Source organism: Aporhodopirellula rubra (genome assembly GCF_014192335.1).
Taxonomy (GTDB): domain Bacteria; phylum Planctomycetota; class Planctomycetia; order Pirellulales; family Pirellulaceae; genus Rhodopirellula; species Rhodopirellula rubra.
Genome location: NZ_JACHXU010000006.1, coordinates 324,178 through 348,398 on the forward strand (window position 1 = coordinate 324,178; position 24,221 = coordinate 348,398).

Annotated in this window: 17 protein-coding genes; 4 read left to right on the top strand and 13 right to left on the bottom strand. The window is 56.1% G+C overall.

Annotation, left to right across the window (positions count from 1 at the left end; genetic code table 11):
• Positions 1-177: 177 nt before the first annotated feature.
• Together FHS27_RS10875 and FHS27_RS10880 are read right to left on the bottom strand one after the other, a co-directional pair.
• The gene (locus FHS27_RS10875; RefSeq protein ID WP_184304968.1) at positions 178-2,544 is read right to left on the bottom strand and encodes a TonB-dependent receptor; all 2,367 of its coding nucleotides are present in this window, start codon (positions 2,542-2,544) and stop codon (positions 178-180) included.
• Positions 2,545-2,713: 169 nt separating this feature from the next.
• Complete coding sequence (locus tag FHS27_RS10880) at positions 2,714-5,035, bottom strand: SHD1 domain-containing protein (protein WP_184304969.1); 2,322 nt, start codon at positions 5,033-5,035, stop codon at positions 2,714-2,716.
• Positions 5,036-5,343: 308 nt separating this feature from the next.
• On the opposite strand from FHS27_RS10880, the gene FHS27_RS10885 reads away from it, so the two are divergent.
• Entirely contained in the window at positions 5,344-5,856 is a 513-nt protein-coding gene (locus FHS27_RS10885; RefSeq protein WP_246419444.1) for a DUF2585 family protein, read from the top strand.
• 30 nt (positions 5,857-5,886) lie between these two features.
• On the opposite strand, the gene FHS27_RS10890 is transcribed toward FHS27_RS10885, so the two are convergent.
• The 7 genes from FHS27_RS10890 to glgC all read right to left on the bottom strand — a co-directional run bounded on the left by FHS27_RS10890 (position 5,887) and on the right by glgC (position 15,784).
• Complete coding sequence (locus FHS27_RS10890; RefSeq protein WP_184304970.1) at positions 5,887-8,076, bottom strand: APC family permease; 2,190 nt, start codon at positions 8,074-8,076, stop codon at positions 5,887-5,889.
• Between the two features lie 47 nt (positions 8,077-8,123).
• The gene (trhO, locus tag FHS27_RS10895) at positions 8,124-9,113 is read right to left on the bottom strand and encodes an oxygen-dependent tRNA uridine(34) hydroxylase TrhO (RefSeq protein WP_184304971.1); all 990 of its coding nucleotides are present in this window, start codon (positions 9,111-9,113) and stop codon (positions 8,124-8,126) included.
• 89 nt (positions 9,114-9,202) lie between these two features.
• Positions 9,203-11,335, bottom strand: coding sequence for an FAD-dependent oxidoreductase (locus FHS27_RS10900; protein ID WP_221225011.1), 2,133 nt, complete (start codon positions 11,333-11,335; stop codon positions 9,203-9,205).
• Between the two features lie 55 nt (positions 11,336-11,390).
• Positions 11,391-12,383, bottom strand: coding sequence for a DHH family phosphoesterase (locus FHS27_RS10905; RefSeq protein WP_184304972.1), 993 nt, complete (start codon positions 12,381-12,383; stop codon positions 11,391-11,393).
• 43 nt (positions 12,384-12,426) lie between these two features.
• Positions 12,427-13,386, bottom strand: a complete 960-nt coding sequence (locus FHS27_RS10910) for a bifunctional riboflavin kinase/FAD synthetase (RefSeq protein WP_184304973.1) — start codon at positions 13,384-13,386, stop codon at positions 12,427-12,429.
• A gap of 120 nt (positions 13,387-13,506) precedes the next feature.
• On the bottom strand, positions 13,507-14,484 hold the full coding sequence (locus FHS27_RS10915) for a GGDEF domain-containing protein (RefSeq protein ID WP_184304974.1): 978 nt from the start codon (positions 14,482-14,484) through the stop codon (positions 13,507-13,509).
• Between the two features lie 28 nt (positions 14,485-14,512).
• Complete coding sequence (gene glgC, locus FHS27_RS10920; RefSeq protein WP_044253781.1) at positions 14,513-15,784, bottom strand: glucose-1-phosphate adenylyltransferase; 1,272 nt, start codon at positions 15,782-15,784, stop codon at positions 14,513-14,515.
• A gap of 328 nt (positions 15,785-16,112) precedes the next feature.
• Here glgC and FHS27_RS10925 point away from each other — a divergent pair, with 328 nt between their 5' ends.
• Positions 16,113-17,606, top strand: a complete 1,494-nt coding sequence (locus FHS27_RS10925; protein WP_184304975.1) for a Do family serine endopeptidase — start codon at positions 16,113-16,115, stop codon at positions 17,604-17,606.
• Positions 17,607-17,728: 122 nt separating this feature from the next.
• Here FHS27_RS10925 and FHS27_RS10930 read toward each other — a convergent pair whose 3' ends face one another.
• Together FHS27_RS10930 and larB are read right to left on the bottom strand one after the other, a co-directional pair.
• A complete protein-coding gene (locus FHS27_RS10930) occupies positions 17,729-18,610 on the bottom strand; it encodes an NAD(P)H-hydrate dehydratase (RefSeq protein ID WP_184304976.1) in 882 nt (293 codons plus the stop codon).
• Between the two features lie 34 nt (positions 18,611-18,644).
• A complete protein-coding gene (gene larB, locus FHS27_RS10935; protein WP_184304977.1) occupies positions 18,645-19,553 on the bottom strand; it encodes a nickel pincer cofactor biosynthesis protein LarB in 909 nt (302 codons plus the stop codon).
• A 141-nt stretch (positions 19,554-19,694) separates the two neighbouring features.
• Here larB and FHS27_RS10940 point away from each other — a divergent pair, with 141 nt between their 5' ends.
• Positions 19,695-20,909 (top strand): argininosuccinate synthase, encoded by a 1,215-nt coding sequence (locus FHS27_RS10940; RefSeq protein ID WP_009098315.1) that lies wholly within the window; start codon positions 19,695-19,697, stop codon positions 20,907-20,909.
• 162 nt (positions 20,910-21,071) lie between these two features.
• Here the strand turns inward: FHS27_RS10940 and FHS27_RS10945 are convergent, their stop codons facing one another.
• The gene (locus FHS27_RS10945) at positions 21,072-21,977 is read right to left on the bottom strand and encodes a DUF1559 family PulG-like putative transporter (RefSeq protein WP_009098317.1); all 906 of its coding nucleotides are present in this window, start codon (positions 21,975-21,977) and stop codon (positions 21,072-21,074) included.
• Positions 21,978-22,043: 66 nt separating this feature from the next.
• On the opposite strand from FHS27_RS10945, the gene dtd reads away from it, so the two are divergent.
• Positions 22,044-22,496, top strand: a complete 453-nt coding sequence (dtd, locus tag FHS27_RS10950) for a D-aminoacyl-tRNA deacylase (protein WP_184304978.1) — start codon at positions 22,044-22,046, stop codon at positions 22,494-22,496.
• A gap of 67 nt (positions 22,497-22,563) precedes the next feature.
• On the opposite strand, the gene FHS27_RS10955 is transcribed toward dtd, so the two are convergent.
• A complete protein-coding gene (locus FHS27_RS10955) occupies positions 22,564-24,090 on the bottom strand; it encodes an arylsulfatase (protein WP_246419445.1) in 1,527 nt (508 codons plus the stop codon).
• Positions 24,091-24,221 lie beyond the last annotated feature (131 nt).

Sequence of the window (24,221 nt, forward strand, 5' to 3'; positions counted from 1 at the left end):
TCTAGTAGGAACCCGCCCGAGCGAAACGGTGCCTAACCGAAATTGACGGCAACAGCCCCCTGGTTCACATCTCGGTGGTCTGCGTGTGAAACAGGCCAAAACGTAAGATATCCGTCGCGGGAGTTGTCGCACCGGTTACGAGCGTGCCGCCGACAACCACGATTGCTGGTCCGTCTCTTAGTACGTCAACTCAGCACCGGTGTAGAACCCGATACCCGGCTGATAGACCCCCAGCCCCGATCGATAATCGATGTGCTCTCGGTAGAACTTGTCGCTCACGTTTTCAATACCACTGGTTAACAGTAATGCCCCGCAGCGTTGATAGGTCCGAATGTTATAAACCGTGAACCCTGGCGTAGGTGCCTCTTCCAATGTCGCCGCGACTCGATCTTGGTTATCAACGATTCGGGCTGAAAACTCGACGCCCCATTTTTTCTCGGGCGACGGATCCTGAACCAACACCCCGATCCGGGTATCCAACGGCGCGATCCCCGGCAACGGTTCCGCTTCGACTGTGTCGTTGGCACTGCGAGAATCAAACGCCGACAAGCGAGCAGGGTCCAATCGACTGCGATCACGTCCTTCCAAGTAGGTGATGGTTCCGAATGTAGATATCATCGAGGTGATGTCGGCTTGCCCGTAGGCTTCGATTCCTGACAGTGTTGCTAAGTCCGTATTGACGAACCGAGCCCCCGTTTGAAAACCGTCGGAAGTTCCCGCCGGATCCAATAGATCGTAGGTGATGTAGTTTTCGATATAAGCATGGTGAGCATGCACGCCGAGTTGTACCGATTTACCTTGGTACTGCAGACCTAGATCAAACTGGTAAAGCCGCTCGGGATCTAGATCGGGATCGCCGTCGAGGAACGTCAAACCTCGTTGCAATGAACCGATGTAGGTGTACTCGGAATACAACTCCGTCAACGTTGGTTGACGCATCGCATACCCCAATCCGGCATCCGTGGTCCAGCCATGGCCCAAATTCCGAGTCGCGGTCAAGAATGTCGCCCCGAGGAAATAAGACTTATCAAGCGTGGTGTCTTCGAGGTCGCTCAATGGATCTTCCACACCGGCCACAATATCTCGCGAGTCGGTGAAAACACCATCAATACGTGCCCCGCCGGTCACCAACACGTCGTCAGTAACTTCGGTAATCTTTTCGATGAACAAACCGATATCGAGTGAGTCACTGCGCGGAATCGGATAGTTGTTATCGTTTGTATCGGGATCGTAAACATCGAACTCGTTGAGTTCCTGATTCAAATAGATCAGGTCTGTCCCCACAGAGATTTGTCCGCTGCCGGTTAGAAAGGTTGAATCCATCCGATAGCCCCCCGACAACGCATCGCCGTCGGTTGTCGTGAATCCGTCGTTCGCACCGATCACCGATGGATAGAATGTTTGCTGCAACAACGGGATCTGGCGATGCTTACCCGGTCGGTTCGTATTGCCTTCGAACCGCGTGCGGTTGTACCAAACCTCAGCGGTGAATCGGTCGGCAAAACTCGGCATCTCGTTTGTGTACGTGACCTCATAGCCGTCCGTCACCAAGAAATCCAAGTCAGTTACCAAACCAGGAAACTCGACGTCCGTTTGATCGAGACGCAGTACGTTCATCTCGATCTTCTGATAGTCCGTCAAGTCGAACCCATATGCGACGAACAAATCGCGAGACTTATAGCTCGACGGAATATAAAATCCGTCCTGGCCTGTTTCATAATCGTTGCCGGTTCGATGCCCATAACTGATATGGAAACCATAGTCCTCGTTTCCGCCCCAATACGATTGCCGTCCGTAGAGTTGCTTGCCATTGGTGTTGTAGGTAGCACTGGTCGAACCGTGCCCTTCGTAGCCATTTTCAAATCGCGGCGATTGGAGGAATTCCAAATCAACGAAACGAAAACCGGGACCGTATCGACTCGCGTAAGGGCCTTTGATCAGCACGACGTCTTGGACCAATCGCGAATCGATTTTGCTCATCATCGTATCCAAATCCATCCGCGCCGGAGCCCAATAGGATCCCGATGCGAGGACTTGGCCAACCCTTTGGCCCCGAACACGTGTGTCCGTGATAATCGGAGTTCGGTTCTGAACCGAGACACCGTGTGCCGACTTGGAACGACTCAGCAAATCTCCGAGGTCGGACGTACGGCGTCCCAACGCTTCGGCCCTCAAAACCGCATCGGCTGCGGGGGACGTCGCCAGGACTTCCCGAAGTGGTGGCAGGTCGTCAACTTGGTTAACGTTACCAAACAGATTGCCGATCCGTGCGTCGGCGGCGAGATCGGTCGTGTTGGACTTGTTTTTAGTATCCTTTTCGCTCTCACGCTCAGAGTTCCCTGGGGCAACACCGTCGTGCAGGTTATCGTCTCTCTCTTGACCACCTTGAAGTGGTGTGCGCCCCCGTTGTCCAACGGCATCTTGGGCAGAGAGCGTATGAAACGTAACAAGGCACCAAACCAGCGTGCACTGCAGTGTCAACCGCCACGCGATTGCGGGTTGTGATCGCTTCCATTTAGACAATAGTTTTGCTGTTCGACGCATCTGTGATCACGGCATCCTTGCTCGTGGCAATCGTCGTTATTTTGATAACGCACTCTTCAGTGGGTTTCGTACGCCCCGCTAGTTTGGCTTGACGGAACTTCCGCAAAACCTGCAGAATTGTTGCCAACGGACCGCCTTGAACCCAAATACTCGAGTTTCACGCCGCTTTCTACTGAACACTCAGTACGACAACGCTGCTGTGATCCGACGGAGAAGTCACATGAGTTCCATCTGGGCTCACTGCGACCGCCTGAACATAAAAACTCTTACCAACCGTGTTGGTTTGCAGCTTCATTCGACGTTCGCAATCCCAGACATAGATCACGCCATTGCCGCCACTGATGAGGTGTCGGTTGTCCGGCGCGAATGTCATGCTCCAGTTGATCTCACTGCCTTCCATCGTTGACAGTTTTTGTTGTTTGGACAAATCCCATAGATCGATTTTGTATCCATCTCCAACGGCCAACATTCGACCGTCAGGAGAGATCGCGGCAGCCTGCCCCGAGGCGTGTGAACGACCGACCTGGAACTCAGCAATCACTTTCGACTCGTCAACAGAGAATGCTTTCAACGTTTTGCCGTCTGTCGCGATCAGCTGATTACCCGACGGAGTGATTCGTGTTGCTTTGACCTTGCCATCAAACCCGTCAACCGAAGCAATGAGTTCGCCCGTTTGCACCTTCCAATACCGAGCCACTTTGGCAGTGTCACCCGAGAACGCGTGCAACCCGTCGGGCGAAAACGCGAGGCTCGTGATTTCCTTCTCATGCACGGGGTATTGGCCCTCGAGTTCCAACTTCCCAGTGTCACTGGCTTTGTAAACTTCGAAAATGCCTTTGTAGCCCCCCAAAACTATCCGCTTTCCGTCAGGTGTGAAACCACACACTCCGATATCACCCATGTGATCCATTCGTCCCGAATCGACCAAGATTTCCCCGGTCTTCAGGTCACACAACGAGGCCGATGCCGCCTTGCGTCCGATCAACAAAAATCGTTTTCCCGGCGAGATCGCAACGGACTTTGCCCCCCATCTTAAATCACCGAACGTGGTGACCGGCCGCATCATTTCCGCATAATTCACGTCTCCGCCGGCTCCGGGAACATCTACGACATTGTTGAACGGGCTCTCTTCGACCGATGCAATCTCTAACAGATACGCCTGATCCTTTTCGCTGAGTTTGTTCACCGGAACTTCGATCGTGCGTTGATCGTCTCGACGAAGGAAAACACTCCCGTCTTCTTGCTTGACCAACTTGGCATCAATTTTGAATTTGCCGCTCTGATCCGACCACTGCCGTTTTGGTCCGAGTTTCGGTGTTGCAGGTACCGAAGACGGCGGAGAAAGGGCGGGTGAATCTTTCACAACATCCGTTGCCAGCCCGCCCGCCGAAGCCATAGCTCCGCCCGTACCCGACATTGATTTGAGCTTGCGTTCATATTCCGCGACGTTGGCCGCAAATGACTCTTTCGCCGCCTCGCTCTTTTGGTCGCTCAACGTTCGATCGCGGATCACGAGTTTTTTGACTGGAACAAACTCGACCTTCGAATCTCGCGAGCTTCGCACCAAAACTCTCACCGAGATGTTATCCGAACTGATGAAATAAACGTCTTCCCACTTCGAATTCTTCTCACGCAGCAGCGGTGTCCCCTTGAGCAAGCCCATGGCTGATTCGAGCGGCTGCATGTCATCGTCGAGCACGACATTGCCTTTGGGCAACGTTCGAATGTCGAGCGTGAACTGCGAGGAATTGGATTTGATCTGACTGAGCGTGTCATTCGAAACGGCGATCCAGTCTTTGCGTTGGACCGTTCGGATCGTCTTCGAATCTGCGACGAGTGCACGAACAAACTGCGATGAAGGCGTCTCGACCACCACCGCCGGTTTCCACTCACCGATCGATCCGATCATGATCGGTGCGCCGGGTACCAGGGGCGTATTATCTGTTCCACGAACGTAACCCGATGGCACACTCTCGGGCGGCAACTTTGACTTGCGTTCCATCTCCAACGCACGGAGTTCCTCCGCATTTGGCGGACGAGATTGAACCTTGGTGTTCATCTTGCCATGCACAACTGCGTTGGACACGAGGAATCGTCCTCCGGGGCCAAATCCCGGTGCCACGTCCACGACGAAATAGAATTCAATCCCGAAGTCATCGTTGCCGCGATTCATGATCTCACGGGTTCGCGAAAACATGTCTCTCAGCCGGATCGTTCCAGACGCCTCGATGGTGATCGGCATCCCTAGAATTCGCGACTCACCGTGATCGGTACGAGCGGCAATCCTCGCACGACCACTTCCCTCACGCGTGCGGCGATAATCGAACGCGATTTGGTCACCGGTAATGCCTTTGGTCACTCGCATGTTCGATAATTTATAGCGAACCATATCGTCATGAGCGTCGATCAAGTCTTCGGCCTGAACCGCGATTGCACCGAAGCACAGATTCAAAACCAGTAGAAAAACGGCAGAACGTCGAAAATCAAACATGCGATCGTCAATCCTTTGGCAAAGGAGTTGTGGGGGAATGCCGAAACTGAACTCACTATCGTAGCCGATCGATGCGATGCGAGTCCAAAAAGGAGGGCGACACCGCGGCTCCTCCGGCAAATTTCGCGCTCACCTAGCAATCAATCGCATTCGCATTGTCACGTAGGCTGAGGCATCCGAGTCTTGCGAAATCAACCACCGCGGGCGATAACAACCTCATGCCAAACGAACCTTCTCAACCGACCGATTGCCTGCGCACCCCGCATCCTCAAAGGCTGTCGCTCACGCTATTCGGAGTCGCGGCAACCATGTGGCTCACACTTACAGTAATGGGTCGCGTATGGTGGTGCGAAAAGGGTGATTGGGTGCCATGGTCATTCGACGTGATGTCGAGCCATAACTCACAACATCTCTTTGACCCTTATGCACTTTCACACTTCGAACACGGCCTCGGTTTGTGGTTGGTACTCGCGGCACTCTTACCGACACGAGTGTCTGCGTTCTCGAAAATTGTTGCGATTGCACTTATCGAAGCCGCATGGGAGATACTGGAAAACACCCCAATGGTGATTCAACGCTATCGTGAAGCGACCGTATCGCTTGACTACTTTGGTGACAGCATCGCCAATTCCACATCGGATTACCTGATGTGCCTGGCAGGTATCTGGTTGGCTCGTCGAATCGACTGGCGGGCGTCCGTCGGCGTCTTGGTTGCATTGGAACTGATCAGCCTGGCTTGGATCCGCGACAGCCTCCTGATCAACATCATCATGTTGACGTTTCCGATCGACGCGATTCGCGATTGGCAATCCGCGGGCTAAACACTCTTTTGCTCTCGCGTGAACGCCCCTTTAACCACGGCGACTGATAATGATGATCGGGGCATCCGTCTGCCGAGCCAGTAAGCGAGTAAAATCCCCAAAGAGCTTTTGCTTCGGCCCAAGTCGTTGCACGCCCAGGATGATTAATCCGTTATCTCCAGCCTGCGACGCAATCGTGCCGAGAACATCGTTGCTTTCGACAACTTCCTGTTCGCAATCGCTGCCGGAATTTTCTTCGGCGGTACGTTTCAAATCTCGAGCAACACGTCGCCGGTCAACAGGCAGAATACACGTCGGAACCACACGCAGAAATTTCACCTGCCGCTTTTGTTTGCGAGATAGGCTGCTGAGCAATCGCGTCAACAAATAATCATGCCCACCACGGCCGCCGATCGGCACCAGAATTCGATCCGCCTGCGCCAAATCCCAATCTCGCGGCGCACGCAGCACCACCACGTCGGTGGCGAGTTCTCCGAGCAATCCTTCCAGCGGTGAATCAAAACTGTCCTCGGTAATTTCGCTCAGGCCCAACAATACCGACTCGCATCGGTGCATCTTCGCAACGCGGGCGATTTCTTCGAGCGGTTTGGATGAAACCGTGGTCAACGTTTCGCAGTGAACTCCTAATCGCATCGCAGCCTGCAGGACACGTGTTTGCACGTTGGATAACCGCTTCAGCGGCGCCGGTTCAGCGACCGGATCCCAATCGACCGGGGCGACCACCACGGTTTGCACGAGCACTCGACCGACGTACCACGGCACCAACGTGTCGGCGAGCGCGAGCATCGCGGCCGCGTTGTGAGGATTCGCGATCGGCACCAAAACCAACGGAGTGCTGCCCCGCAACCGAGCCAACTCAGGATGCGAGGCGAGATTAGAAACGTCCGTTAGCCGGGCTCGACGGGCAAACAGAGTCAGAAAAAGGATCCCACCGACGCTCAACCACCCCACCGCAATCGAGCCCGCTGCCGGTACGGCAACACCCTGGAAAATCGCCAAACCAAGACACGACACCCCGCCGACGATTGGCACGAATGGATAAAAAGGTGCACGAAACGGTGGTGGCGAATCCTGACTCCTCCGGCGGACCAAAATCGCAAGCACATGCGCGATCGCGAACGTCACCAAGAAGATCAAACTCGATGCCGCCCCCGCCGCCGCCACGTCGGGCAATGCAATAATCAACGCACCGATCAACAACATCGTGACCAGCACCGCGACGTAGGGCGTACGCCAACGCTTGCTTGTGTGAGCGATCCAGGCGGGCAACGTGTGGTCGCGTGACATCGCCAATGCAATGCGTGACGCGGCAAACAAGTTCGCCTGAAGAGCCGTGAACATCGACAGCACCGCCGCGATGATCACCAACCAATAACCCGTCACGCCCAAAAACTGTTTCGCCGCGACCGCAACCACCGTTTCGGGATCATCCGTCGCCAACCGGGCGATCGACAGGTTTGCGTCCGTGCCGACGACGACTAATACGAACAACAAAGGCAGGTAGATCGAAAGAGCGATCACGAGCGAAAGTATCATCGCGCGAGGAATGTTCTTGGCCGGATCACGCACCTCCCCACCGACGGCGGCGATCAGGTCAAACCCCTGCAACGCGATGAAGCTATATCCCATTGCTTGAATCAGTCCGCCCGTTCCGGCAATCAGGAACGGGCTCATTGCGTGTGTCGTCCGCGTCACGTCCTGCCCCGCAATGGCCCAAAATCCGCCGAGGATCAACACCGAGAAAACGATCACCTTCGCAATGTTGACCCACGCCCCTCCGCCACCGCTGCGAACCATCAAAACCAACGCTAACCCCAGCGTCGTCGACAACGCGATGGCAGGCGTGATTCGAGAATCATTTAACCATTCTGGCACGACTCCCTGTAACGCGTAGAGTTCTCGCAACATCAGTGCGGCAAAACTACCGAAGCCGATCGCGTACAAAACGGCGGCGACGATCGAGGCGAACCATACAACCCAACCGACCGTGAACGCGGACTCGACGGACAGCACTTTCCGGCTGAACAAATAAGTCCCGCCCGATTCGGGAAACTTCGACGACATCTCCGCAAAACTCAATGCCGTGAGCAGCGCGATCACGCCATTAAGAGCAAATGCGAGAATCGCACCAGGCCCGGTCGTTGCGAACGCCACTCCGGCCAACGCCAAAATCCCTCCTCCGACGATCGCGCCGACACCGACGCCGGTCGCGCCGATCAAACTGAGGTTTCGTTCCGTCGGTGACTCACTCTCGTCAGAGTCGTCGTTCAGATGGGTAGCGATCGGGAACCTCGCTGAGCATCGGCGTCCTGCGATTGCAAGCGTTGCTGATCGATTTGCCGTTGTCTCTCGCGACGTCGACGGCGCTGCTCGTCGGACATTTCATCGGCGCATCGCGGACACGCGACACCGTGTTCGTATTTGGCGTCCGCTCGCATCTCAGCGGTAACCGGCCATCCACAACCGTGACACAGCGAATACTGCCCGGCTTGCAAATCATGATTCACAGACACGCGGCTATCAAAGACAAAACACTCGCCCTGCCATCGCGACTCTTCCGGCGACACTTTTTCGAGATAGTTAAGGATGCCGCCGCGTAGGTGATAGACCTCCGAAAAACCACATTCCTTCAGGTAGGCGGTCGACTTTTCACATCGGATCCCACCGGTGCAGAACATGGCTACCTTGGAATGCTGCTGCGGATCCAAATTCTCTTTCACGTATTCGGGGAATTCACGAAAGGTGTCCGTCTTTGGATTGACCGCTCCGGCGAAGGTACCGATCTCGACTTCGTAATCGTTCCGGGTATCGATCAGAACCACGTCAGGATCATCCACCAACGCATTCCAATCCTCCGGATCGACATACGTCCCGACACTTTGGAGCGGGTCGATTCCCTCAACCCCCATCGTTACGATTTCCTTCTTCAAACGCACGCGAGCGCGACGAAACGGCAATTCATCGCACCCGGACCACTTCACGTCCGTCGCCTCAAAAGGCCGGTGGCCCGCGTGCTCCAATCGCCTTAACCACTCCACGAATCCGCGCAGTTGCGGTGGCCGACCGGAAATCGTTCCATTGATTCCCTCCGCGGCGAGCAGCAACGATCCACGCAATCCATTCTCCCGCATGCGGTCCTGCAGCGGTAATTGCAACGTTTCGTAGTCCGCCAACGGTGTGAATCGATACAAAGCGGCGACCAACACGAGCGGGTCGTCTGCGGAGGAATCACTGAAATTCTGGGTACGATCGGTCACGGCAACGGCATGCAAAGCGAGGCAAAAACGGTTCGTCGGGGACGATCGCCAAGTCTACAACCGGACACGAAAATCGGCAAACCGAACGTTCAATCCGCGTCAACGGGTCGCCAATTGACGGCGTCGACGACCACGTAACCGTTCGCGCCCTCGTTGGACACGATCACCCGCGCCGGGGTGTCTTTGTCGAACCGGTATCGACCGAGCAATCGAAACGGGGCTTCTTCACCATGCGAGCGAGTTTGATCAACACGGACCTCGCTCGTTCCATCGGCGTGTTGGATTTGCACCAACGTACGCTTGGATCGGTTCGAGTGAGGAGGAAATCCGAAACGGACCTCATACATTCCCGTCGCTGGCAGGTCCGCTTTGAACTCAGCCGTCGACATAGCCTCGCTCCCGTTACCATCATGTCGATAGCCGGTTTCGAAGTAATCCGTTGCCGAGGAACTAGTTTGCCACGCTCCGTCCCGAACGGACGCGTTGTCGTCAACGGTGACGCCCACCACGTCTTGGAGCCGACGCAGTGTCTTTACGTGCGACTGCGACAACACCCCTTTCGGCGTTTCCAATATCTGCCCGTCTGCGAGCAAACGTTCTCTGACCTCGGCGTAGGCAACGTCTTGCACCGCGGAATCGTCATCGATCGCCATTGCCGCAACCGTGGCAGCCGATTGACCGAGGATCATGAAAACGGGTTCCATCCGAATCGAACCGAACGCCATGTGAGTACTCGAAACACAAACCGGCACCACTAGATTCTCGCACTGATCGCGTTTGGGCAACAAACAGCCCATCGCAATTTCATACGGTCCGTTCGTACCGATACCGATATCACCTTCGTTCTGCACGTACCCGTCCGGTGTGATGTAACGCTGCACGTTGTGAGAATCGATTGAATAGGACCCCATGCCCACAGAATTGGGCGTGTGCAACCGCTTCTGCAGATGATTCTGAGTGATCACGAAGTCACCGATCATCCGCCGGGCCTCGCGAACGTACAATTGATGAGGCCAATTTCCGTTATCGGTAAACTCATCTTTCGCTAAACCCCAACCCGTCATTTTCGTTCGAATGGGATCGGGGACGCGAGGGTCATTGGCGATGAAATACAGCAAGCCTTGTTGATAGCGTCGGTGATCTTCGATGATCTCTTGTCGCCGCTCGTAACTCGCCTCGGGATAGTCGTAACTCATTCCGATGTAATCAAAACTGAGCGGACCGTGGTTGTTTGTGTCCGTTTTAAAATTCGGCAGCGGATCAAACTTACGGAATACGTTCGTCCATCCCGCGTCAAAGCAGCGAACCATCAATTCGTAGCGAGCGGGATCGTAACCCGGTGGTTTGGGAAACGGGACACGGTTCGGATCATGATTAGTCAAGCAGGTGCGAAAGCAATACGCCTGCACTCGTTTGTCTCCGCTACCGTATTCGCCCGGCGGATCAGCACTGACCAGCGGAATCACTCCGCTCGATGGATCGCCAGGAACGGTGTAAGGATCGACTCTTTCGGAGAGAACGTCGAAGTGGTGAGCATGATGCAACACTCCCGTTTGGACGCCCGCATGAGGTTCATCGTACTGGCTCATCGATTCGCGTCCGAACGTGGTCTCGACACCTGCCGCCGCGACCAGGTCGCCTTCATATGTCGTGTCGATGAAGACCTTGCCGTGATACGTTTTTCCATCGAGCGTCGTGATCGAAACGATTCGCCCGTTTTGTTTTTCAACACCCGTCTCCCGATCCAGCCACGCGTCGCGAACAACGGCGAGCTCGTTTTCGGCAACCAACTCCTCAAAAATCGACTCCGCGACATGAGGTTCAAACACCCACATCGTTGCCTGATCATCGTCGCTGGCGCGATGCCCTTGAGCCCGATTGCCGTATGACTGGCGTGTCTGGGCGGTCCAGGATTCGGGCTTCTGATAATGCTTGTAGACACGGTGGTAAAACTCTTTGGCGAGTCCACCAATCACCGATTTATTTCCCGTGTCGGTCCACCCCAACCCACCACTGGTCAACCCGCCGAGGTGCCGGTCCGGCGAAACGACGATAACCGACTTTCCCATTTGCTTCGCCTGAACCGCCGCGATCACCGCCGCAGATGTTCCGCCGTAAATCACCACATCATGATGTGGTGACGTTTCTGCCTCGTTACTTCGCGCGATCGGCGGACTGAAAACGTTGATGGCTAGAATCAATAAAACGATTCGAAACAACATGGCTGCAATCCTCGAACGAGAAATAGGTGGGGAAAGACATTCAATGCTTCGTCGGCTACGCCAACGCGTGCTGTAGCGCCTCGCGGACTACCGGCAGGACCCGGTCTTTGACTTCGTCCAGCGTTCCTTCCAAGAACGCACCTGCGGCGGCCTTGTGCCCGCCGCCACCGAATTGACTTGCAATCTCATTGCAGTCGAGACCGCAACGACTGCGGAAGGAAAGCTTAAATCCGCCTCGAAGTTGACCGACAAAAATCACCGCGGCCTGGGTTCCACGAACCGCAAGAGTCAAGTTGATTGCGTCTTCGGTATCGTTAGCCTCGGCACCACAGGCGGCAAAATCTTCTTTTTCGACATGTGTGTACACGAGCGTTCCGTCGAGTTCGGCCGTTGTGCGTGAGAGAATCAAACCGCGGAGTTTCAAACGCCCGATCGTGTCGCGTTCATACAAATCACCGTACACTTCGCTCGGCACCACTCCCGCCTCCATCAACCTCGCGATAACACGGTAGGTCTCCGGTGTAACGCTTGGAAAACGGAACCAACCTGTATCCGTCGCGATTGCGGCAAAAACAGGAACAGCCATCGCGCGGGTAATCGGCACGTTCAGCGCATCGGCCGCTTGCACGACCAACTGACCTGTCGCTTCGGCTTGATAGTCCTTGTACATCGTCGCTCCGAGAGCGTCTTCGCCGACATGGTGATCGAGCACCATCTTGTCACATCGCGCCGCGCGAATCACATCTCCCATGTCACCGAGCTGCGCCCACGCACTCGTGTCGAGAATCATGATGCAATCAGCCTTGATGTCTTCCGCTTCGACGTCATCGCCGAGCACATCGATGTTCCCGGCGGGATCGAGAAACGAAAGCGCCGGTGGTGTTCGGTGAGCGTTGACGATTCGCACGTCTTTGCCGATCGCCTTGAGCACCTCAGCCATTCCGAGTTCACTGCCCAGTGCGTCACAGTCAGGGCGAATGTGGCTGACCAATATAAACGACTGGTAATGGCTGATCTGATCTACGAAGGCTTTCCAATTGACTCCCACGGAGACACTTTCTTTCTAAAGATAAAACGATTGAAACAAAAAATTACGGAATCAGTTTACGAACATTTTCGACGTCTCGCCGCAGTTGGGCGGTCAAAGCATCGGCGCCGCTGAATTTCTGAATCGGCCGGACACGAGCGGTCCATTCGACGGTGAGTTCCCGGCCATAAAGGTCGCCATCATAGTCCAAACAATGAACCTCCACCTTAGTCCGCTGCTCCTCATCGAACGTCGGATTCGGCCCGACGTGGACAGCGGCAACAAGTGCGTCAGCGTGATCACTTGTCGACTCTGCCGAGCCGCTTTCACCGATCGAAACTCTCGCGGCGTAAACTCCGTTTTCGGGAACCAGTGTTTCGATATCAGTCAAATTCGCGGTGGGAAATCCGATCAGACGTCCCCGACGCTCGCCGGTGGTCACACGTCCGGTCACCTGATAAGTCGACTGCAACATCGCGTTTGCCGCTTCGATCTCGCCCGCCGAGATGGCTTCGCGTATCCGTGAACTGCTGACCATCCGGCCGTCATCGATTCGCGGATGTACCACCTCGAGCTGCATTCCGGCCTGTTCACAGAGCGTTCGAAGGACATGAACGTCCCCACCCCGGTCGCGTCCAAAGAAAAAATTGGGACCTTCAACGAGCACCTTCGCCTGCAACCGCTGCACGATTAGGAAATCGAAAAACTCCTCTGCGGTGCGGTTGAGAAATTCGATGCTGACCGGACAAACCACCAGTGCGTCGATGCCCAGTTCGCTCATCAACTCCGCTCGCCGGCGAATGGTGGTCAGACGAGCGGGCGCACTGTGCGGTCGCAACACCGAGGCCGGGTGCGGGTCGAGGACCACGACTACGGCAGGTCCGCCGACGGCATCCGCGTTGGCCCGAGTACGTGCGAGTAATTCGCGGTGTCCGACGTGAACGCCATCAAAGTTCCCGATACTGACCGCACCGTTCTTGACGAGGTCTCGCGTCTCAGCGCCGACTTCCAACGCGTCAAGCATCAAGATTCGGGTTGGGGCAGGGCAGGGCGATGTCATTTCGTGGCGGACAACATTCTCAGGCAGGACGGATGAAACAGACGCCCAGTATGCCTGATGAACGGAAACTCCGTTAGGACACGATCACGACCGTGCGATCTCGGGAGCACCGACGAGTTGCGGCCCCGAACCGTCGTTGAAGTAGACTCGATTCCTGCCGCGATTTTTGGCGCAGTACAACGCCTCGTCGGTACGACGAACGATCGGACCAATGACGAGATCATCTCGCGGCTCGCTCAATCCGACGCTCATCGTGACGTTGATCGATTCGCTGCCGGTCTGAATCGGTTCCTCCGAAATCAGCTTCCGCAGTTTGTTCATGCGGTCCGCGGCCATACGGAGTGGGATGTCCATCAGGATCGCAAATTCCTCACCGCCGAACCGGGATACCATCTTAGCATCACTCAGGTTGGATTCGAGCAACGACGCGAGCCGCTGCAAAACCATGTCGCCAACGGGGTGCCCGTAGTTGTCGTTGATCGATTTAAAGTGATCGATATCGACCAAAATCAACACAAACGAACTTCCGCCCCCTCGATAAACGGCGAACATTTCATCGAGTTTTCTGTCGAACGCACGTCGGTTATACAGCCCCGTTAAACCGTCCGTGCGAGCCTCGGTGAGATAGGATTCGATCTGCTGAGTTTGTTCTTCGAGCTGTTTTTCGGCCGCATGTAGTCTCGATTGCAACTCCTCGTTGGTGCCCATGATCTGAGAGATCAATGTCATCATCCGGGCATCGCCGAGCACTTGGGCATCATCCCGCCCGCTCGCCGATTGGCGATCCCTCTGCGCCGCGCTGAGACTTTGGCGGACATCGTTGCTGATCTGCTGAAGATCCGATTGGTAGGTCGAAACGTTGCCGGAATATTCGTTTGTCCACCGTGCAAGACTTTGCAGCAAACCGACGATCCGTTGCCGATCATCATCATCGACCAGAGGCGGTATTTCGACGATTCTCCGCGTCGCCGCACGTCGCCTGCCCAACCAGAACCCGATCAAAACCAAAACGACGGCAAGGACCAAACTGCCAAAAAGCAAAAGGGGGTTCACGGGCGGCATCAGTACATCAATCCAGGCAGGACCGGTGTCAGGCGAACGAAGAAACCGAATTGTTGGCGTGAATCAACTCCCCTCGAGCGATCACCACCAACCCGCTGTCCGTCACCGTCAACCCTCGGGCGGCATCTAAAACGGGATCATAGCCGATTTCCGTTTCCGGCGGGATACGCACACCTTTATCGATTATCGCGCGGCGAATGCGACTGTGTCGCCCCACTTCAACGTCATCAAACAAAATACTGTCTTCGATCTGGGAATAACTGTTCACGCGGCATCCCGCCCCGATGATCGAACGCATCACACTGCCGCCGCTGATGATGGCCCCCTGGCAAATGATCGAATCGAGCGCGACCCCCTTGCGGCTCGATCGGCCCTCGCTGCCGAACACAAATTTCGGCGGCGGCAACTGTGGGCGAAACGAACGAATCGGCCACTGAGAATCGTAGAGATTCAGTTGAGGGTCCACGTTGACCAAGTCCATGTTGGCTTCGTAGTACGCATCGAGTGTTCCCACATCACGCCAATAGGCGTCGTTCTTGCGATTTTCATCGGTGAACGGAAATGCAAATACATTACTGTCCGCGATCGCCGCCGGAATGATGTTCTTACCGAAGTCATGGCTGCTGTTCGGATCCGTCGCGTCATCGCACAACCTCTCGAACAAGAACCGGGTGTTGAAGACATAGATCCCCATCGACGCGAGACAAACGTCCGGGTTGTCTAGCGTCGGCTTCGGGTTGTCCGGTTTCTCTTCAAATTCAAGCAAACGGTTATCCACGTCTGCCTGCATGACGCCGAATTGGCGAGCTTCATCACGGTCGACCCGCAAAGCCCCCACGGTGATATCGGCACCCATCCGGTGATGGAAATCCACCATCGTGTGGTAATTCATCTTGTACAGATGGTCGCCTGCCAGGATCACCACATGCTCGGGCATCTCACGTTCGATGGCATAAATATTTTGGTAAACCGCATCCGCGGTGCCTTGGTACCAATTGTCGTCGATGCGTTGCTGTGGAGGAACAACGTCGATAAATTCGCCGAGCTCACGACTGAAATAGTTCGTCCAGGCGAGCTGAATGTGGCGATCGAGCGATTGAGCTTTGTACTGCGTCAGCAACAACAACCGTCGCATGCCACTGTTGAGACAATTGCTCAACACGAAATCGATGATGCGATAGCACCCTCCGATCGGAACGGCCGGCTTGGCACGGTCTCGCGTGAGCGGTTCCAGCCGCGACCCGCGACCTCCTGCCAAGATCACAGTCAGGGTTCGTTGCATCATATCCAGATCCATCATTTCACACGACTCGCTGCGACCCAGGCCCACTGAAACAGAATTGAGGCTACCTGAATGATCCAGGCACCTGATTTATCGGGCACTTGAGGCCCCTTCGTGCACACAAAAGGGTATCGACAATCACCAAACTGCAAAACACCCAACGAACAAGTTACCAAATTGGTGCGTTGTTTGCTTATGCAATATTGTCGCAGCAAATTCGCTGCCAAATTTGCCCTCGCGTCTCCGGATGCGAATGATCAACAAAAATTAAGACCAGCACGTAATCCCCTATTCGGCTGGAACACTGAGAAAACCCCCAACTTTCCCCTTTTAGGAGAACGCCAATATGCAAATGCAGTGGAAGCGTATCAGCATCGTCTTAGCGACCGCCTGGGTCGCCACGCTCGTTGTGGGTGTCATGATGAGTTTGCCGCACGGCGCAAACAACGACGCCTTTGCCGACCAGCAAATTCGCGGTCGTGCCGCAACTCAGAATCTCAACACCGCTCAAGACATCTCAACAGCGTTTCGCACCGTCGCCGAAGTAATGCGTCCGAGCGTTGTGAGCATTAGCACAAAAACCGACGTCGCCGCTCGGGTTCAGCGTCTGCCACCGAACCTGCGTCGCCAATTGCCACCCGGTTTCGAAGAATACTTCCGCGACGGCAATGGACGCGGACGCCAAAACGCCCAACCTCAACAACAAGGCCAGGGAAGCGGCGTGATCGTTCGCCAAGACGGTTACATCCTCACGAATAACCACGTTGTCGAAGGCGCCGACATCGTCACCGTCGAATTGAGCAACGGCTCAAAAATCGACGCGGATGTCGTCGGCACCGACCCGGAAACGGACCTCGCAGTCCTGAAAATTGACCGAGACGGTTTGCAGGCCGTCCCATTCGGAGACAGTGATGCGATCCAAGTCGGCGACTGGGTTCTCGCCATCGGCAGTCCGTTTGGTCTCGATCAAACCGTGACGGCCGGCATCATCAGTGGCAAGAACCGCGTTCAAGGGATCGTCGACGACGGTCACGGATTTGAGGACTTCTTGCAAACCGACGCTGCCATCAACCCTGGAAACTCCGGTGGGCCGTTGGTGAACTTGCGAGGCGAACTGATCGGTATCAACACGGCAATCCTTTCCCGCTCTGGAGCGAGCGCGGGGATCGGCTTTGCCATTCCCGTCGGTCTCGCACGCCCGGTCCTGACCTCGATCATCGAGAACGGAGAAGTTCGACGCGGGTTCCTGGGAGCTCAAGTCGCAGACGTGACTCCCGAAGTCGTTGAAGAATTCGGCCTGAAGGTGAGCCGAGGTGCGTTGATTCGCGGTGTCCTCGAAGGACAACCTGCCGCCAACGCGAAACTGCAACCCGGTGACGTGATCCTCGAAACAGACGGCCGCCCCGTCACAACGAGTTCACGATTGGTGAATTACATCGCCAGCCGCCCACCAGGTGAAAGTGTCCAAATGAAGGTCAACCGAAACGGCCAAACCATGGACGTGACCGTCAACTTGCAAGAACGCACCGACCAGGCGATGGCCATGTTCGGTGCTGGCACCGCGTGGGGTGCTGAACTCGAACCGGTAACCCCTCGCTCCGCCGAGCGATACGGGTACACCGATTTGGACCAGGGCCTCATCGTCACCAGCGTCAGTGATGAAGGAATCGCAGCGGATGCGGGAATGCAAGTCGGTGACGTGATCGAAGCAGCGGCCAACCGGCCCGTGAACTCGGTCGCGCAATTGACTCAGCTCCTCGCCGAGGCCCAACGTCAACAAGTTCCACTGCAAGTCGTCGTGCGTCGCGGTAACACTCGAATGCTGCTCGTGATCCGATAGAACCGCTTGAGCTATCGACGCCGCCGTACTTCACGGCGGCGTCCGGCCTCACTCGAATCAGCCGGCAGGTGGGAAACAATCCCGCGTGCCGGCTGTTTTTTTAGCGACTCAGTCCGACGTACTCAGTCCGACATCTCGTCCGCCACAATCGCCAGCGTCTCGACCAGATGCTCGGCCGTCATGCCCGCGGAACTGATTGCCGATGCGGCCACATCACCCGCACGCCCGTGGATCCAAACGCCCAACCGAGCGGCGTCCCACCCGGACAAACCCTGACCGAGTAATGAGGTAATCACTCCGGTCAGCACGTCACCGCACCCCGCCGTCGCCATCGCGGGGTTCCCAGTCGTGTTGACATAAGTTTGAACCGGTTCATCTAACGAACCGCGACCGGTTACTCGTGTGGGGCCACCTTTGACGACGATCGTGATTCCTAATCGGTCGGACAATTGCTTCGCCGCGTCGAGTTGCCCGTCACCCTCACTCGTGGGCACACCGGTCAATCGCGACAACTCTCCGGGATGGGGTGTCAACACAAAGGACGCATCGTCTTGCTTGCGTGCCAAAGTGTCGTCGTCGAACCATTGTTGTTTCGAGATAACATTCAATGCATCGGCATCAAACACGACCGGTGTTTCACGTTGACGCAGCAATCCCTCCACGATTGCGACGCTGCCGTTGTTCGTCGTCATCCCCGGCCCAACGCCGATCGCATCTTGCCTCGCGATTAACTCATTCAGCGACGTCCACGCTTCACTGGAGAAGCTGCCGTTTTTTTCAGGCAACGCGATCGTCATTAATGCCGCGTGAAACCCGGCAACGGTTTCGAGAATCGGGTCCGGCACCGCTGCAGCCACCAATCCAGATCCGGTATGCAGCGCCGCGACGGACGAGAGCGAAATCGATCCCGCCATACCGCGAGACCCACCGACCAAAAGTACGCGCCCAAACGTCCCCTTGTGATCCGAGGCACTCCGGTCTCGCAGTTTGATTGGACGTTGCATCGCATCTCCGATTGCTGTGAGGTGCCCAACCGGCTCAAACGCCTTCGTACTCGTTGGCCGGTTGTTCGTTCAAGTGTTTTCCGTTGTCGTTCGTAATTAATTGCGCCGCAACCAAACCGCCCAGATACGCACCTTTGAATCCCGCATCAATGTTGACCACCGCTACGTTTGGGGCACATGCTGTCAGCATCCCCATCAAAGGTGTCAACCCACCGAAGTTGGCCCCGTAGCCCGTGCTCGTCGGGACCGCAAAGACGGGCACACCGACATGACCGGCAACGGTCGGCGGCAATGCACCTTCCATCCCCGCGATCACCACAATGGCGGCCGCCTTTCGCAGCGAGGGAACCGCCGCCAACAACCGTTGCGGTCCGGCAACCCCAATGTCCTCGACTCGCAAATGAGCGATCCCCATCCACGTCAATGTTTCGACCGCTTCCTCCGCGACCGATGCATCCGTGCTGCCCGCCGTGACCACCGCCACGTGAGCCACGTTCTCGTCAAGCACGGGCGTCGCGAGCAACTCGGTATCTTGCGCGATACGAAGCGTCCTCGCCGATGGATTGTGATGCGTGTGAGGGAAGTGCCGCCGCAATTGGGCCGCGGACGTCGGGTCGATCCTCGTGATCAGACAGGTTTGACCGGCGTCGAGCTGAGCCTCGACGATACGGATCATCAGATCCGTGCTCTTGCCTTCTCCGTAAATGACCTCGCCAAAGCCACAGCGGTCACGGCGTCCCAGATCAACCGTGGCACCGGGAATGGCGGCGACACCGCCGAGATCCGACCGGGTCCCCACGTTTGCCGCGGAAATCATCGACGCGACATTGCCAGCGGCCTGTTCCACCCCCACCGTTCCTTTCGCGACCGACGCGAGCAAATCGAGTAGGTCAGAGGGGGCGACGTCGCCGACAGAAGGGGTTTGCGGGGCAGGGGGATTCATCAGAGATTTTGTGGGGCAAAATGACGCTGGATGGAAGAATGTCGATTTATACTGCCGCTTGCGTCTTTGGGCAGCGGCCACTTAAATGATCAACCCCCAAAACATAGACAAATTCCTCTCGTCATTGGATGTTGATTCGATATGAAAAGTTGCGTGCTGGCCTATTCCGGTGGACTCGATACCTCCGTCATCCTCGGATGGCTCCAGGATCAAGGATACGAAGTTCACTGCGTTTACGTGGATTTAGGCCAGCCCTGTGAGGACAGAGAGGCCATTATGGAGAAGGCCCGCACGTGCGGAGCGAAGTCCTCACGCTTGGTCGACGTCCGTGAGGAATTGTGCCGCGATTTCGCATTCCCCGTCCTCGCGTGGCAAGCCAAATACGAGCAAATTTACCTTCTGGGCACCTCCATCGCCCGCCCGCTGATCAGCAAAGTCTGCCTCGAAGTCGCTCGCGAAGTCGGCGCCACCGCCTACGCCCACGGTGCCACCGGCAAAGGCAACGACCAGTGCCGTTTTCAACTCGCCGCCGAAGCCCTGAACCCGAGCATCGAAATGATCGCCCCATGGCGAATCAAATCGTTCCGCGACGCGTTCCCCGGCCGTACCGAACTGATCGAGTACTGCGACGCCAAACGAATCCCCGTCAAAGCGTCAACGGCGAAACCGTACAGCAGCGATGAAAACGTGCTTCACATCTCCTACGAAGCCGGCAAACTGGAAGAACTCGACGTCAACGGCGTCGAACTGGTTGACTTCGGAATGGGTGTTTCACCACAAGCTGCACCGGACAAAGCCGAAGAAGTCACCATCGGATTCGAATCCGGCGTCCCCGTGACCCTCAACGGAAACAAAGTCTCGGCCCTCGAAATGGTCGAACAACTCAACACCATTGCGGGTCGCAACGGCGTCGGACGCATCGACATGGTCGAAAACCGATTCGTCGGCATGAAGAGCCGCGGCGTCTATGAATCGCCCGGCATGACCGTGCTCTACGACGCATTGATGAACGTCGAACAACTGACGATGGACCGCGACCTGATGCACCTGCGAGACCGACTCGCACCGGAAGTCGCCGAAATGGTTTACTACGGTTTCTGGTACACACCCAAAATGGACGCCCTCTTCTCGTTCATCCGCGAAGCACAAAAACCCGTCACCGGCGAAGTCACGTTGCAACTCTACAAAGGCAACATCATGGTCGCCTCGCGTCAGAGCCCCAACAGCCTCTACGACGAAGAAATCGCGACGATGGAAGGCGGCGGCTCGTACAACCAAGACGACGCGGAAGGATTCCTGCGAATCCACGGTCTGCCATGCCGCGTTCAAGGACGCGTCACCCCGCGAGAATACTAAGCCGTTAATTGAAACGTGCTCAACTCAACAACGCCTGCATCACTGCAATGTGACGCAGGCGTTTTGCGTTTGATGAACACGCTGACTCCGAACCGGTTGCCTCTAACCTGCGAACCATCTAGCCAGTGCAAAACACCAGCGAGTTCTCGCGTTCAACGCCGGTCAATCCAACACATCATCAGGCAACGGTTCACCTCCACGTGGCGTAACCAGCGCGTTGACCGTCATCGCCGCCGTCGATTCGGGCAGAAAATGCCCACGACCGTCGACCGTCACCACGCAAACACCGCCCTCGGTCACGCCACCGAAATCGTTTCCGGTCACCGAGTTGATCCGTCCTCCCGAAGCAACGATGTCCAAATCGATTGGTTCGGTCCAGCTACTCGAACCCTGCGACTCAACCAACAGAATCGTTTTGGTCGCACCGTCGACCACTTGCTTCGGCCCCAACGGCCCCGTCTTTGGGAACAACGTCCCCGCCCCCGTGACTAAGTGATAAGCCGTGTCCGTCGCCCATGGCTGCGAATTGGGGTGTCGATACACCGACGGCATGGCTTGGTAGGTGATCATCTGGTTTTGATCGCTATCCCAGGCCGCGTTCAAATTGAACTGGTCGTACAATTCTTCTTCACCGAGATAAGGCAAAATCATCACCCGCCATGACAACAGCGGTTTGCCCGTGCGGCTCTTGATTGCCGGAGGAGGGTAGGCACCGTGATCAGCGGCGTATGCGTTGAGTGCCTGAGCAATCGTCTCCAAATTCTTGATACTCGCAATCCGTTCGCGTCCTTGTCGCAGTTTCTGCGCCGTCGAACCACCTACCCGTGCGACGGCAATAATGGACGCACCGACGAGTAATAACATCACAACCGCAGCCGCCACCCACGCCGCCGAACGCCGCCGCTTTCCAATGCGAACGCCACCCGACGGACGCGCCACCGCACCGGGGGCAAAATTCGGCAACGTGATCTCACGACCACAAACCACACATTCACCCGACTGGCCGCTGAACTCATCCTCGACCTCCGTTCGCGTGTGACAGTGTGGGCAAGTGAACAAATACGGCATACGATTCACACGGGACGCGAAAAGAAACGAACCTCATTCCTTTTATCATCTTAGCGAGACTTCCGCGTGAAAGTCATCCTCCAACGCAGTTTACACGCCGACGTTCGAATCAATCACGAGATCGTTGGCCAAATCGATCACGGCTTGGTCGCCCTCGTCGGGATCGCTCACGGTGACACCGCTGAAACGGTGCGCACGATCGCCGATAAAACAGCCAACCTAAGAATCTTTTCCGATGATGCCGGCAAGATGAACCGGAACGTGATCGACGCCGGTGGCGGAATTCTCGCGATCAGCCAATTCACGTTGTTGGCTGATTGCCGCAAAGGTCGACGCCCCTCGTTCACCGGCGCCGCGTCTCCGGACATCGCACGTGAACTCTACGAAACGTACGCCGATCACCTCGCCTCGCTCGGCATCCACGTCGCTCGTGGAATCTTTGCCGCCGACATGGCCGTGTCACTGACCAATGACGGTCCCGTCACGATCATTCTCGATTCCGATGAAATCATTCGTTGATTTTTACATCGCGAACCCGTGATCACGGCAATCTCACGTATCGAGCAGTGTCACCGCTCGAGCCGTCTCAGTCATCGAGCAATGGTTGAGGGAAATCGGGTTCCGCAGTCCGCTCGTTTGAGAACTGAGTTGCGAGGCGTTCAACCATTTCGGGATGCAAACCTGCGACATCAGTCGACTCATTCGGGTCCGTCGCTAAATGGTAAAGCTCCCAGTCGGCCGGCTTTTTGCCTTTCGTTCGCCGACGCACCGCTTTCCATTCACCGTCGCGGATCGCAAAGACTCCTCCATAACCAGCAAACTCCCACATCAGCGGGCGTTCACGATCAGGCGTCCCCTGGCCGATTAACTCGGGACTGAGGTCCACACCGTCGCACCGTTGATGAGCGGGAGCCTCACCGCCACTGATCGTGGTGAACGTCGCAAACCAATCGGGAAAGTAAGACGGCATCGACGACGTGGAGCCCGGCTGCACCTTGCCCGGCCAACGCACGATACAGGGCACTCGCAAACCGCCTTCATAACAACTGCCTTTGTACCCTTTTAAACCGCCCGCGGAATCGAAAAAGGTACACGCCGCACCACCGATGTGAAACCGAAAATTACGCCCACCATGCGTCGGCCCGTTGTCAGACGTAAAGACAACCAACGTGTTCTCCGACAGCCCATAGTCATCGAGACGATCCAAAATAGTGCCGACATGTTCGTCCAAGTCCGAGAGCATCGCCGCATACGCCGCACGCGGACGTGGATGCGGCAGGTAACCGTTCTCGCCACGGTAGACACCGTTCTCTTCGTCCCATGACGCCGGGTATCGATCAATCCATTCCTGCGGCGGTTGCATCGAAACGTGCGGCTCGACAAACGGCAGGTACAAGAAGAAAGGGTTTTCTTTATTCTTACCGAGCCAATCGACGGCCTCCGCAAGAATCCGGTCCGGAGCATAAACCTCGCCGCGAAAGTCGTCTGCGATCACCTCGCCGGTAGGCTGCTTCAGGTGGCCGGGTACTGGATTCTGATTGATCGTTTCTTGTTCCTCGTCACTATCCAAAAACGGTGGATAGTAACTGTGGGCGTTGCGTTGGCAATTGTATCCAAAGAAGCGATCGAATCCTTGCCGGTTCGGTCCGCCCGATGAGTCAGTCGGGCCGAGCCCCCATTTTCCGAAACCTCCCGTCGAGTATCCGGCCGCTTTCAACACTTCCGCGATCGTGACGAGTTCGTCGGTGATCGGCCATTGCCCCGGAAACTTGCGACCGTTGCCCGAATCTCGATTACCACGTATCTCGGCGTGTCCGAGGTGCTGGCCCGACATCAAAACACATCTCGCCGGTGCACAAACCGGCGCACCACTGTAGTGCTGAGTCAGCCTCATTCCCTGGCTGGCAAGACGATCGAGATTCGGCGTCTTAATCTTCTGCTGCCCAAAACAACCGAGCTCCCCATATCCCAAATCATCCGCCAAGATAAAAACGATATTAGGCCGTATTCCATCCATCCACCCCTCCGCGACTTCGCCATGCAAAAAGGGAGTATCCAACACGGCCAGCATAAAACAGAACACAACGCTTGCGGGAGCAAAAAGAAATCGCATCACGAAACGCTCCATAATCGGGGAGGGAAAGTCTGCCAAGAAACAGCAGCGAGGGCAGGGCAGTTACAACATCAGTCTTCGAGTGAGACAGCCGGCTCGTTTGCTGTTGTTTAGTTAGGCCGATGATTAAT